8 protein-coding genes are annotated in these 13,046 nt (G+C 70.8%); 7 read left to right on the top strand and 1 reads right to left on the bottom strand.

The features are described 5' to 3' along the window. The first annotated feature begins 24 nt into the window (after positions 1-24). The 5 genes from HNR19_RS19185 to HNR19_RS19165 all read left to right on the top strand — a co-directional run bounded on the left by HNR19_RS19185 (position 25) and on the right by HNR19_RS19165 (position 6,178). Positions 25-996, top strand: coding sequence for a glutathione S-transferase family protein (locus HNR19_RS19185; protein ID WP_179669401.1), 972 nt, complete (start codon positions 25-27; stop codon positions 994-996). 132 nt (positions 997-1,128) lie between these two features. Next, on the top strand, positions 1,129-2,295 hold the full coding sequence (pdhA, locus tag HNR19_RS19180; RefSeq protein WP_179669400.1) for a pyruvate dehydrogenase (acetyl-transferring) E1 component subunit alpha: 1,167 nt from the start codon (positions 1,129-1,131) through the stop codon (positions 2,293-2,295). Next, positions 2,292-3,269, top strand: coding sequence for an alpha-ketoacid dehydrogenase subunit beta (locus HNR19_RS19175; RefSeq protein ID WP_179669399.1), 978 nt, complete (start codon positions 2,292-2,294; stop codon positions 3,267-3,269). Before pdhA ends, HNR19_RS19175 begins: the two co-directional genes overlap by 4 nt. Positions 3,270-3,284: 15 nt before the next feature. Then, complete coding sequence (locus HNR19_RS19170; RefSeq protein ID WP_179669398.1) at positions 3,285-4,679, top strand: dihydrolipoamide acetyltransferase family protein; 1,395 nt, start codon at positions 3,285-3,287, stop codon at positions 4,677-4,679. 26 nt (positions 4,680-4,705) lie between these two features. Beyond that, positions 4,706-6,178: a protein kinase domain-containing protein gene (locus HNR19_RS19165; RefSeq protein ID WP_179669397.1), complete on the top strand. Its 1,473-nt coding sequence runs from the start codon at positions 4,706-4,708 to the stop codon at positions 6,176-6,178. Between the two features lie 8 nt (positions 6,179-6,186). Here HNR19_RS19165 and HNR19_RS19160 read toward each other — a convergent pair whose 3' ends face one another. Beyond that, complete coding sequence (locus tag HNR19_RS19160; protein ID WP_179669396.1) at positions 6,187-7,683, bottom strand: M1 family metallopeptidase; 1,497 nt, start codon at positions 7,681-7,683, stop codon at positions 6,187-6,189. Positions 7,684-7,881: 198 nt separating this feature from the next. Here HNR19_RS19160 and HNR19_RS19155 point away from each other — a divergent pair, with 198 nt between their 5' ends. Then, complete coding sequence (locus HNR19_RS19155; RefSeq protein WP_179669395.1) at positions 7,882-9,135, top strand: choice-of-anchor P family protein; 1,254 nt, start codon at positions 7,882-7,884, stop codon at positions 9,133-9,135. A 283-nt stretch (positions 9,136-9,418) separates the two neighbouring features. Further along, a complete protein-coding gene (locus HNR19_RS19150; RefSeq protein WP_179669394.1) occupies positions 9,419-12,850 on the top strand; it encodes a heterodisulfide reductase-related iron-sulfur binding cluster in 3,432 nt (1,143 codons plus the stop codon). The last annotated feature ends 196 nt before the right edge of the window (positions 12,851-13,046 follow it).

The following is a 13,046-nucleotide window of genomic DNA, read 5'->3' as shown; positions in this document are numbered from 1 at the left end:
GTCCCGCGTCGCTAGTCTCGAAGGATGGCCGAGGCGACGCAGGACCAGACCCCGACGTACGTCGAGAAGGGCAAGGCCTTCGACCGGGACATGAACTACATCCCGGACCGGATCACCAAGGACGGGCGCACGCCCGAGCACGGGCCGACCGACGTGCAGCTCTGGCCGGTCGAGCCGGGCCGCTACCGGCTGGTCGCGGCGAAGGCCTGCCCGTGGGCCAACCGCTCGATCATCGTGCGCAACCTGCTCGGTCTCGAGGACGTGATCTCCCTCGGGATGCCGGGCCCGACCCACGACCGGCGCAGCTGGACGTTCGACCTCGACCCCGGCGGCCGCGACCCGGTGCTCGGCATCGAGCGGCTCCAGGAGGCCTACTTCAAGCGGTTCCCCGACTATCCCCGGGGCATCACGGTGCCCGCGATCGTCGAGGAGTCGACCGGTCAGGTCGTCACCAACGACTTCCCCTGGATCACCCACGACCTGTTCCACGAGTGGCGCGACTTCCACAAGGAGGGCGCGCCCGACCTCTGGCCCGCCCACTTGCGCGAGGAGATGGACGCGGTCAACAAGCGGGTCTTCACCGAGGTCAACAACGGCGTCTACCGCTGCGGGTTCGCCGGGTCGCAGGAGGCGTACGACGCGGCGTACGACCGGCTCTTCACCGCGCTGGACTGGCTGGAGGAGCGGCTCGCCGACCGGCGCTACCTGATGGGCGACGCGCTGACCGAGGCCGACGTACGCCTCTTCACGACACTGGCGCGCTTCGACGCGGTCTACCACGGCCACTTCAAGTGCAACCGCAACAAGCTCACCGAGATGCCGGTGCTGTGGGGCTACGCGCGCGACCTCTACCAGACGCCGGGCTTCGGCGAGACGATCGACTTCGACCGGATCAAGGCGCACTACTACGTGGTGCACACCGACATCAACCCGTCCGGGATCATCCCGAAGGGTCCCGAGCCGGAGGTCTGGCTGCAGCCGCACGGCCGCGGGTAGTACGGTTTCGACACCCGACGATGTGCGCTGGATCACGTCACACCACCCCCGTGGCGGGCCGGCTCCATCGACCACCTGAACCGGTGCCGGGCAACCCCCGACGTGCCGGCGACGCAAGGAAGTGGTGCCTCCATGAACGACCTCTTCGAGAGCTCGCTCCCGGCCGACGACCTCGAGCTCGTCCAGCTCCTGACTCCCGAGGGCGAGCGCATCCGGCATCCGGAGTTCGACGTCGACTTCTCGCCGGAGCAGCTGCGCGGCTTCTACCGCGACATGGTGCTGACCCGGCGCATCGACGTCGAGGCCACGGCCCTCCAGCGACACGGCGAGCTCGGCCTGTGGGCACAGCTGCTCGGGCAGGAGGCCGCGCAGGTCGGTGCGGCGCGGGCACTCCGGCCGCAGGACTACGTCTTCCCGACCTACCGCGAGCACGCGGTCGCGTGGTGCCGCGGGGTCGACCCCGTGCAGCTGCTCCGCCTCTTCCGCGGCGTCGACCAGGGCACCTGGGACCCCAACGAGCACAACTTCCACCTCTACACGATCGTGATCGGCGCGCAGACCCTGCACGCCACCGGCTACGCGATGGGTGTGCAGCGCGACGGCGCCGTCGGCACCGGTGATCCCGAGCGCGACACCGCGGTGGTCGCCCACTTCGGCGACGGCGCCTCGTCGCAGGGCGACGTCAACGAGGCGTTCGTGTTCGCGGCCTCCTACAACGCGCCCGTCGTGTTCTTCTGCCAGAACAACCAGTGGGCGATCTCCGAGCCGATCGAACGGCAGTCGCGGATCCCGCTCTACCGCCGGGCCTCCGGCTTCGGGTTCCCCGGCGTGCGGGTCGACGGCAACGACGTGCTGGCGACGTACGCCGTCACCCAGGCCGCCCTCCAGCGCGCCCGCGACGGGCAGGGCCCCACGCTCGTCGAGGCCTACACCTACCGGATGGGCGCCCACACCACGACCGACGACCCCACCCGCTACCGGCTGATCGAGGAGGTCGAGCACTGGAAGCTCAAGGACCCGATCGCGCGGGTCGAGGCCTACATCCGGCGCAACGGGCTCGCCGACGACGACTTCTTCGCGGGCGTCGCCCAGGAGGCCGAGGAGCTCGGTGAGCACCTGCGCGCGGCGTGCCACGCGCTCCCCGACCCCTCACCGCTGTCGATCTTCGACCAGGTCTACGCCGAGCAGACACCCGAGCTGGCCGCGCAGAAGGCGGGCTACGCCGCCTTCCTCGACTCCTTTGTGGAGGTCGAGGAGGCCGGCCACGGCCGTCACGAGACCCGGGAGGTGGCCCGATGAGCCAGCTGACCCTCGCGAAGGCGCTCAACGCCGGCCTCCGGCGCGCGATGGAGGACGACGACAAGGTCGTCGTGATGGGCGAGGACGTCGGGCGTCTCGGCGGCGTCTTCCGCATCACCGACGGCCTGCAGAAGGACTTCGGCGAGGACCGGGTCATCGACACCCCGCTCGCCGAGTCCGGCATCGTCGGCACGGCGGTCGGCCTGGCCCTGCGCGGCTACCGGCCGGTCGTCGAGATCCAGTTCGACGGCTTCGTCTACCCCGCCTACGACCAGATCGTCTGCCAGGTCGCCAAGATGCACTTCCGCAGCCAGGGCCGGATCCGGGTGCCGATCGTCATCCGCATCCCCTACGGCGGCGGCATCGGCGCGGTCGAGCACCACAGCGAGTCGCCGGAGGCGCAGTTCGCGCACACCCCCGGCCTGAAGGTCGTCACCTGCTCCAACCCCGTCGACGGCTACTGGATGATCCAGCAGGCCATCGCCAGCGACGACCCGGTGGTCTTCCTCGAGCCGAAGCGGCAGTACCACGCGACCAAGGCCGAGGTCGACACCACGCGCACGCCCGACCCACTGTTCCGGTCGCGCGTCGTACGGGCCGGCGGCGACCTCACGCTGGTCGGCTACGGCCCGACCGTCTCGACCTGCCTCGACGCCGCGTCGGTCGCCGCCGAGGAGGGTCGGTCGCTCGAGGTCATCGACCTGCGCACCCTCTCGCCGCTCGACATCGGCCCGGTGCTGGAGTCCGTACGGCGCACCGGCCGCGCCGTCGTCGTGCACGAGGCGCACGTCAACCTCGGCATGGGCGCGGAGGTGTCGGCGCGGGTGACCGAGGAGTGCTTCTACTCCCTCGAGGCCCCCGTGCTCCGGGTCGGCGGGTTCGACACGCCGTACCCGCCCGCGCGGGTGGAGGAGTCGTTCCTCCCCGACCTCGACCGGGTGCTGGACGCCGTCGACCGCTCGCTCGCGTACTGAGGAGGAACCAGGCTGATGCCCGAGTACAAGCTGCCCGACGTCGGCGAGGGCCTGACCGAGGCCGAGATCGTCTCCTGGAAGGTCGAGGTCGGCGACGTCGTCAAGGTCAACGACGTCGTGGTCGAGATCGAGACCGCCAAGTCCATCGTGGAGCTGCCGTCGCCGTACGCCGGCCCGGTCACCGCGATCCTCGTCGCCGAGGGCGAGACCGTCCCCGTCGGCACCCCCATCATCGCCATCGGTGAGCCGAGCCCGACGAACGGGCAGGGTTCGGGGGACGAACCGGCAGGGTTGGCGGACCGAACCGGCACGGTTGGTGACCCGATCGACACGAACATCCCGCCGGAGGGCCAGGCGACGCTCGTCGGCTACGGCCCCAAGGAGAGCGTGCTCAAGCGGCGACCTCGACGGTTCGCGACACCCGAGATCGCGACCCGGGCGCAGGCGCAGGCGTCGTTCATCCCGGGTGCGGCCTCGCCGCTCGCGGAGGCGGAGGACGTGCCCGCGCGCGACGTACGGGTGCTGGCCAAGCCGCCGGTGCGCAAGCTCGCCAAGGACCTCGGCGTCGACCTCGCGACCATCACCGGCAGTGGGCCGGAGGGCACGGTCACGCGGCAGGACGTGGAGGCCGCGGCACCCCGAACCTCGACGGCTCGAACCCCGAACCCTGCCAGTTCGACCCCCGAAGTGCGCCCGTTCGCGGGTTCGGGTGAGCGGGAGACGCGGGAGCCCATCAAGGGCGTCCGCAAGATGATGGCGGCCGCGATGGTCGAGTCCGCGTTCACCGCGCCCCACGTGACCGAGTGGGTGACGGTCGACGCGACCGCCACCGTCGAGCTCGTCGAGCGGCTGAAGAAGCGGCCCGAGCTCCGCGACGTGAAGGTGTCGCCGCTGCTCGTCGTCGCCCGCGCCTCGATCCTCGCGCTGCGCCGCTCGCCGCTGGTCAACTCCACGTGGGACGAGGCGGCCGGCGAGGTCGTCGTGAAGCACTACGTCAACCTCGGCATCGCCGCCGCGACCCCGCGCGGGCTCGTCGTACCCAACGTCAAGGACGCCCAGGCGCTCGACCTGGCCGGGCTCGCGAGCGAGCTCGAGCAGCTGACCGCGACCGCCAAGGCCGGCCGCACCCAGCCCGCCGACACCGCCGGCGGCACGTTCACGATCACCAACGTGGGCGTCTTCGGCGTCGACGGCGGCACCCCGATCATCAACCCGGGGGAGTCGGCGATCCTGTGCATGGGCGCGATCAAGCCGCAGCCGTGGGTGGTGGGCGACGCCGTCGTGCCGCGCCAGGTGATGACGCTGTCGCTGTCGTTCGACCACCGCCACATCGACGGCGCCACGGGGTCGCGGTTCCTGGCCGACGTCGCGGGCATGGTCCACGACCCCGCAACCTCGATGTTGTTCTGACCACCTAGCGGGGTAGACACTGCCTCGTGCCCCCGAACCCACCCTCCGGACCGGGACCCGCACCCGGTTCGCTGCGGCCGGGCGACCGGGTCGGTCCCTACCTGCTCGTCCGCCAGATCGGCAAGGGCGGGATGGGCATCGTGTTCGAGGCCGTCGACGGCGTGCTCGACCGGCGGGTGGCGCTGAAGATCATCTCGCCGCACCTGGCGGGAGACCCAGGCTTCCGCGCGCGGTTCACGCGCGAGGCGCAGGCCCAGGCGTCGCTGGACTCCCCGCACGTCGTCACCGTGTTCGCCCACGGCGAGGTCGCCGGTGCGCTCTACATCGCCAGCCAGCTGATCCCGGACGGCGACCTCGGCCAGATGGTCCGGCGGCAGGGTGCGCCGCCGCCCGGGATCGCGCTCGACCTGATCGCCCAGATCGCCGACGGGCTTGCCGACGCCCACGCGATGGGGCTGGTGCACCGCGACATCAAGCCCGCCAACGTGCTGCTCCGGATCCGCGGCGAGAAGGTGTCGGCCTACCTCGCCGACTTCGGGATCGCGCGCCGCGTCGACTCGACCGGGATGACCACCGACGGCACCGCCGTGGGCACGCCGAGTTACATGGCGCCCGAGCTGCACACCGGCGGCACCGCAGGACCCGCGAGCGACGTGTACTCGCTCGGCTGCCTGCTGTGGGCGGCGCTGTGCGGACAGGCTCCCTACGTCGGCACGTCGGACTACCAGATCGTCACGGCGCACGTGTCGCAGCCGGTCCCGCAGATCGTCGAGACCGGCACCTTCGAGCGCGAGGTCAACCGGATCCTGCGCACCGCGATGGCCAAGAGCCCGGGTGACCGCTACGCGTCGGCGGGCTCGCTGCGCGACGACCTGCGGTCGGTGCTGCGCACGTCCGCGCCATCGTCGGCGCGGGTGCTCCCGCAGTCCGGCTCCGGTACGGCGATGCGGCCCGCCGTCGACCAGTCGCCGGCCCCGCCCTCGAGCCCGGCGCCACCGACCGCCACCGGCTACTCCGCAGCGCACCAGCCCACCGCGGGCGCCCACCACTTCTTCACGCCATCGCCCGCCCCGCCCGCGCGGCGGCGTACCGGCCTGATCGTGGGCGCGGTCGCCGCCGTGGTCCTCGTCATCGGCGGCGGAGCCGCGGCCGCGCTGGTCCTCGACGACGACGGTGGCGAAGGAGGCGGGGGCGGCCGGACGACGGCGCCGGTCACCGAGTCGACCGACGCCGACGGCCTCACGCCCGACGAGCGGACCGCGGTGCAGAACATCGCCGAGGGACTCGCCGCGGAGGGCGACGTCGAGGCGGCCGAGGCCGAGTGCGTGGCCCGTGGCCTGGTCCGGGAGCACGGGCTCGACGGCCTGATCGACGCCGGGCTGATCAACGAGGACCTCGAGATCGTGGAGACCACCAGCACCGAGATCGACCCGGGCATCTGGACCGACATCATCTCGATCGGGGTGTCCTGCATCCTCGACCCGACCCCGACGGAGTAGGCGCCGGGTCAGTCGCGCGGTGGCGTCTTCGTGCCGAGGAGCCACGCGTCGAAGAACTCGGTGAGCTCCTCGCCGGTGCGCTCCTCGACCCAGGCCAGATACTCCTCGCGGTCGGCCGAGCCGTTCTCCTGGCTCTCCGGCCACGCCCGCACCACGTCGAAGAACGCCTCGTCGCCGATCCGCTCCCGGAGCTCGTGCCACATCAGCGCCGGCCCGTAGTAGATGTTGCCGCTGCCGAACCGTTCGGGATGGTAGTCGGCCGGCGGCCCGGCGTGGTCGCGCTCGAACACCTCGAACTCGGCCCACCGGTCCATCAGCTCGCCGACCTCGATGCCCTCCTCCTCGGCCTCCCACATCCCCTGGAGGTACATCGTCATGCCCTCGTTCATCCAGACGTCGCTCCAGTCCGACGGCGTCACCGTGTCGCCGTACCAGTGGTGCGCCAGCTCGTGGACGACGACCGCCTTCGACGTGGCGTACTCGCTGTCGCCGAGGGTGACCATCGTCTGGGTCTCCATGCCGCTCTCGCCGTCGACGACGACGATCCCGAAGGTGTCGAACGGGTAGGGACCGAGGATCTCCTCCAGCCACGTCATCGCCTCGGGCGCGTAGACGGTGTCGCCCATCGCCTGCGGGTCACCGGTCGGCCCCCAGAGCGTGATCGGGACTCCGCTGTCCGACTCGAGCTCGGTCACGGTGAAGTCGTCGAACGCGACGGTCGTCAGGTACGACGCCGCGGGCTCGGCGAGGTGCCACGTCGTCGTGCGCAGGCCGTCGGCGGTCGTGGTCGAGGTCAGCTCGCCGTTGGCCACGCCCGACCAGGGGGCGGGGACGGTGAGCGTGAAGTCGTAGAGCGCCTTGTCGGCCGGCTGGTCGTTCACGGCGTACCAGGTGAACGCGCCGTAGGGCTCCTGGAACGTGAACGCCTCACCCTCGTCGGTGGTGGTCCACCCGACCCCGCCGGCGAAGTCGGGCCGGTCGGTCGGCGCCGGCCACGGCTCCGGGCTCCCGGCGTAGGCGATCTCGACGACGTACGTCGACCCGGCGGTGACGGCGTGCTCGACGATCAGGTCCTTCGACTCCTGCGTGTGGGCCGCCTCGTCGCCGTCGACGCTGAGCGCGGAGACCTCGAGCGCATCCGCGAGGTCGAGCCGGAAGGAGTCCGCGTCGGCGGTGGCGCGGAACGTCAGCTTCTCCGATGCCTCGAGGCGTGCGGCGTCGGGGTCCCAGGCGAGGTCGAGGTCATAGTGGAGCGCGTCGACCAGCGGGTCGCCGACCTCGGGATAGACGGAGTCCTCGCGGGGCTCGCTGACCGCGATCGCCAGGTCCCGCGGCACGTCGCCGTCGGCACGTCCTGTGCTCTGGGGCGCGCTCGGCGCGGCGCTCGACGTGTCCGGCGCGGAGGGCCCTTCCCAGGGTCCTGCCTCGCCGCCGCCCCCGCTGCACGCGCTCAGCGAGAGCGCCGCGGTGACGGCGAGGACGGCCCGGGCCGGAAGTCGTTGCATGAATGGTTCCTATCCGACGTGACCCAGCGGCGTACATCTCGTTAGACCCGTCACATCACATGATCGGGACTTCCGTCCCTACCGAGCATCGTTGCCGGTAATATCCCGCTCGACCCAGTCTCGTGGCCCGCGTCTCTAGGGGGAGCTGCCGGGACGAGCGAAACAGATGTGTGCCTCCCTCCAAAGGAGTTCCCCGAAATGCGTAAGCTCGCTGCGCTGCTGGCCCTGGCCGTAGCGATGACCACCGTCCTCGTGACGGTGAGCGTCGCCCCGGCCTCCGCCGAGAAGCGTCCCACCAAGTACGGCATGTCCGCCTACGGCTTCGGTGCCCGCGTCAAGGGTGGCGACCTGCCGGTCGGCTCCGGGCCGATCGCCGAGTCCGTCATCGCCTGCAACAACATCGCCGGCATCACCCGCTCCAACGCGACCGCCTCGGTCGAGGTCCCCGGCCTCGGCACCATCGAGGGTGTCGAGACCACGACCTGGACCCGCAAGCGCGGCAAGGCCGTCCACTCCTACGCGCGTCACCGCATCGCCGACGTGCAGCTGCTCGAGGCCGGCGGGGCGATCATCGCGCTGACGGGCGTCGAGGCGTGGGCCCACACCTGGGCCGACGCGGCCGGCAAGTTCCACGCCGAGACCAAGCAGAAGGTCCTCGGCCTGAAGCTGACGCTCCCGGGCCAGGACCCGATCGAGCTCGACCTCCCCGAGGTCGGCGAGCCGATCAAGATCCCCGGTGTCGGCAGCGTGACCCTGGGTGCCGGCGTCACCCGCCAGAACGAGAAGGGTGCCAAGGCGAAGTCCACCGGCATCGCGGTGCACCTCGCGGCCACCAACAGCCGCGTGATCCTGGCTCGTGCCTCGACCAAGATCGGCAAGGCCGACCTGGGCGTCTTCGGCGGGATCGCGTACGGCGTCTCCGCCGACATCCTCGGCGACGTCGTCGGCGTCGGCCGCATCCCGCAGGTCTTCATGCCCTGCGACGGCACCGACGGCGAGGTCATCGAGAAGGACGTCCTCCAGGTCGACCTGCCGGCGCTCGCGTCGGTCGGCGCGGTCTCCGTGCGGCAGAAGGCCCAGGCCTTCAAGAACAAGGCCTCCGGCTACGAGATGGCCGAGGTCGCCGACATCTCCCTCCTCAACGGCATGATCGAGATCTCCGGCATCTCCGCCCGCGCCTACGTGCGGCGTGAGCGGGGCAAGAAGAAGGTCATCCGCGACTCGACGGGCACCAACGTGCTGACCCTGACGGTCGACGGCGAGCCGACCCCGATCCCGCTCGAGGGTCTGGAGATCCCCGGTCTGCTGAAGATCGAGGAGGGCATCGAGCGCAAGCTCAAGGGTGGCCTCGAGGTCACCGCCCTGCGGCTGACGCTGCTCGACGGCACCGGCGCCACGATCAACCTGGGCGTCGCCCGGATGCGCGTGGGCCAGCTGCCCCCGCTGCGCTGATCGCGCAGTAGCTCGACCAACGAGAGGGCCGTTCCCGTCCGGGGACGGTCCTCTCGGACTTTTTGCGGGTGGTCGGCTTCGCACAGGTGAGGCGAGCGTCACCCGCCACGGAAGTTACCAACGGGTAGTATTCGGCGAGCCGGCCTGTACGGCGCCCGCGGCCCGTGATCTAAGGCTTGCCTGATCGCGGCTCAACGGCGCCGGGACCCTAGGCTCGGCCAGAAGCAACAGGTCCCCGCGGGCGTGCTCGGAGCGCGCCCTCATCGATGAGGAGACACTGGAAATGGTGCAGACCGTCGCGATCGTGGTGTCGCTCGCCCTCACCGCCGTCACCCTGGTGGTGGTCGCGTGGGCCGTGAGGTCGATGCTCGGCGTCATCCGCAAGGGCCAGGCGGCCCCGGGCCGGACCGGCAACCCGGCCGGCCGGACCGTCACCATGCTCAAGGAGACGTTCGGTCACACCCGGATGCTCCAGTGGACCTGGGTCGGCGCCCTCCACTGGTTCGCCTTCGCGGCCTTCCTCTTCCTCTCGACGGCCGTCGGCGCGGCGTACTTCCAGCTCTTCGACGCGGAGTGGACGCTCCCCGTGGTCGGCGAGCTGTTCGTCTACGAGTGGCTGGCCGAGGTGCTCGGCCTCTTCGGTGCCCTCGGCATCATCCCGCTGATCGTCTACCGGCTCACCCACCTGCCGTCCCAGCAGGGCCGCGCGAGCCGGTTCTTCGGGTCGACGATGTGGCAGGCGTTCTTCGTCGAGGCGATGGTGCTCCTCGAGAGCGCGGCGATCCTCTTCATCCGAGGCGCGGAGTACAACTTGGCCAAGGCGCACGGCGGCGAGATCGCCGACCACGCCACCGGCTTCCACTTCCCGATCTCGCAGTTCTTCGGCGGTCTCTACCCGACCGGCCACGACTCGATCGGGACCCTCGAAAACATCATCTTCGTCATCGCCGCGATCAAGATCGTCTCCGCGATGGCCTGGCTGCTCGTCGTCGCCACCAACCTGACCATGGGCGTGGCGTGGCACCGGTTCACCGCGTGGTTCAACATCTGGTTCAAGCGCGAGGACGACGGCAGCACGGCGCTGGGCGCCGTCAAGCCGCTCACCTCGAACGGCAAGCCGATCACGCTCGACGACATCGACGACCTCGACGAGGACTCCGTCCTCGGCGCCGGGTCCATCTGGGACTTCTCCTGGAAGGACATCCTCGACTTCACCACCTGCACCGAGTGCGGTCGCTGCCAGTCGCAGTGCCCCGCTTGGCACACCGACAAGCCGCTCTCGCCGAAGCTGATGATGATGGCGATGCGCGAGCAGGCGTACGTCGCCGCGAACGGCGATGGCGCCGCCGACCGCGCGCTCGTGGGCGCGGTGGAGCGCAACGACGACGGCGAGCCGGTCGAGTGGTTCTACATGCCCGAGGGCGGCGAGTTCGTCGTCGACGAGGACGCCCTGTGGGCGTGCACCAACTGCGGCGCCTGCGTGCAGCAGTGCCCGGTCGACATCGAGCACGTCGACCACTTCGTCGACATGCGCCGCTACCAGGTGCTGGTCGAGTCCAACTTCCCCTCCGAGCTCAACGGCCTCTTCAAGGGGCTCGAGAACAAGGGCAACCCCTGGAACATGTCGCCCACCGCGCGCATGGACTGGGCGAAGGACCTGCCGTTCGACGTCAAGGTCGTCGGTGACGACATCGAGGACCTCGACTCGGTCGACTGGCTGTTCTGGGTCGGCTGCGCCGGCGCCTACGAGGACCGCGCGAAGAAGACCACGCGCGCCGTGGCCGAGTTGCTCGACATCGCCGGCGTCTCCTTCGGCGTGCTCGGCAACGGCGAGACCTGCACGGGCGACTCCGCCCGCCGGGCCGGCAACGAGTTCGTCTTCCAGGGCCTGGCCCAGCAGAACGTGGAGACGTTCAAGGAGTACAAGGTCAAGAAGGTCGTCTCGACCTGCGCCCACTGCTTCAACACCCTCAAGAACGAGTACAAGGAGTTCGGTATCGAGCTGGAGGTGGTCCACCACACCCAGCTGCTGAACCGCCTCGTGCGCGAGGGCAAGCTGACGACGGTCAAGTCCGGCGCCGGCGCGCACAAGCGCTCGATCACCTACCACGACCCGTGCTTCCTGGGCCGCCACAACAAGGTCTACACCCCGCCGCGCGAGCTCCTCGAGATCCTCCCCGGCGCGCAGTACAAGGAGATGGAGCGCAGCAACGAGCGCTCGTTCTGCTGCGGCGCAGGCGGTGCCCGGATGTGGATGGAGGAGACCATCGGTGAGCGGATCAACATCAACCGCACCACCGAGGCCGTCGGCACCGGCGCCGACCAGATCGCCGTCGGCTGCCCCTTCTGCCGGGTCATGCTGGCCGACGGCCTGACCAAGCTGCAGGCCGACGGTGTTGCCCGCGAGGAGGTCGAGGTCCTCGACGTCGCCCAGATGCTGCTCGCGTCCGTGAAGGGCGAGCAGGCCACCAAGATGGCGCCCGGCGAGGGTGCGCCGGCTACGGCCGAGCCCGCTGGTGACCCTCTCAAGAAGTCGTTCGTCGACCCGAAGGCCGCGATCGAGGCCCGCGCAGCGGGTACGGCGGTCGAGGTCCTCGAGAAGCCCGTCGCGGAGCCGAAGGCGAAGAAGAACGGCAAGGCCAAGAAGAGCGCGAAGTCCGACGGCGACGTGGGCATCTCGATCTTCTCGGACTCCGACCACGACGCCCCTGCTGCGAAGGCATCCGCGCCGTCGCCGTCGCCGGCCCCGGCCGCGACCGGGGAGACGGCGGCCGCCGAGGGCGGCAGCTCGCTGTTCGGGGACGCGCCGGCTGCGGACGCCCCGGCGGAGTCGACGTCGGGCGGGTCGCTGTTCGGCGACGCCCCGGCCGCGGACGCGCCGGCGGAGTCGAAGTCGGGTGGGTCGCTGTTCGATGACGCCCCGGCAGCGGATACGCCGGCCGAGTCGAAGTCCGGCGGGTCGCTGTTCGACACCCCGGCGCCTGCCGAGGAGAAGCCTGCTGAGGAGAGCAAGCCCGCCTCGGGTGGCTCGCTCTTCGACGTCGGTGGCGACAGCGGCGGATCGCTGTTCGACACTCCCGCCCCCGCGGCGGAGGAGAAGCCGGCCGAGGCCAAGGCGGAGCCTGCGAAGGCAGAGCCGACGAAGGCGGAGCCTGCGAAGGCAGAGCCCGCGAAGGCCGCGCCCGCACCTGCGAGCGAAGTCCCGTCGGGCGGGTCGCTGTTCGACATCGCCGCGTCCGAGAGCGCGCCGGAGAGCGCGGCGGCGGCTCCCGCGCCGGCCGAGTCCGACGCCCGCGCCGAGGAGGCCGCGGCGGTCGACGAGTCCCCCGAGGCTGCGGCTCCGGCCGCACCCCCTGCGTCGCCGGCCGCGGCGCCGGCTGCCGAGATCCCGTCGGGCGGCTCGCTGTTCGACATCGCCGCGCCGGACGAGCCGACCACCGCCAACGAGGCGACGCCGGAGTCCGCTCCGGCCTCCGAGTCGGCAGCCGCGCACAGCGTGGAGCCGACCATGGAGGCAGCAGAGGCCGCGGCGGAGCCCGCAGAGGCGACCGCTGCTGAGGAGGCGGCCACCGAGGACGAGCCGGCCGAGCCTGAGCAGGCTGCAGCGGATGAGTCGACGGCCGAGGCTGCGACGCCGGCCTCGTCGGACGGCGAGACCAACGAGCCGCGCACCGACGTGGACATCAACAAGTCGGGCTCGCTCTTCGATCTCTGACAGGCTCTTCGGACACAACGCGGAGGATCCGTTCAACCAGGTTGAACGGATCCTCCGCGTTGTTCACGCGCTCGACAACCGCCGCCGTCCGCAGCGCGTGCAACCCCCATGAGGCGCATCGCCGTGGCAGCAGCGGGGCTCGGGCTGCTGCTGCTCGGCGGGTGTGCTTCGGAGCGCGCTATCCCGGCCGCGGTGC

The sequence above is a fragment of the Nocardioides thalensis genome (assembly GCF_013410655.1).
Lineage (GTDB): Bacteria > Actinomycetota > Actinomycetes > Propionibacteriales > Nocardioidaceae > Nocardioides > Nocardioides thalensis.
This window is presented reverse-complemented; position numbering and strand designations above follow the sequence as displayed.

What these genes read in the sequence shown, in the direction of transcription:
- HNR19_RS19185 (WP_179669401.1), top strand. Translation starts at nt 25, where the DNA reads ATGGCCGAGGCGACGCAGGACCAGACCCCGACGTACGTCGAGAAGGGC.
- pdhA (WP_179669400.1), top strand. Translation starts at nt 1,129, where the DNA reads ATGAACGACCTCTTCGAGAGCTCGCTCCCGGCCGACGACCTCGAGCTC.
- HNR19_RS19175 (WP_179669399.1), top strand. Translation starts at nt 2,292, where the DNA reads ATGAGCCAGCTGACCCTCGCGAAGGCGCTCAACGCCGGCCTCCGGCGC.
- HNR19_RS19170 (WP_179669398.1), top strand. Translation starts at nt 3,285, where the DNA reads ATGCCCGAGTACAAGCTGCCCGACGTCGGCGAGGGCCTGACCGAGGCC.
- HNR19_RS19160 (WP_179669396.1), bottom strand. Translation starts at nt 7,683, where the DNA reads ATGCAACGACTTCCGGCCCGGGCCGTCCTCGCCGTCACCGCGGCGCTC.
- HNR19_RS19155 (WP_179669395.1), top strand. Translation starts at nt 7,882, where the DNA reads ATGCGTAAGCTCGCTGCGCTGCTGGCCCTGGCCGTAGCGATGACCACC.
- HNR19_RS19150 (WP_179669394.1), top strand. Translation starts at nt 9,419, where the DNA reads ATGGTGCAGACCGTCGCGATCGTGGTGTCGCTCGCCCTCACCGCCGTC.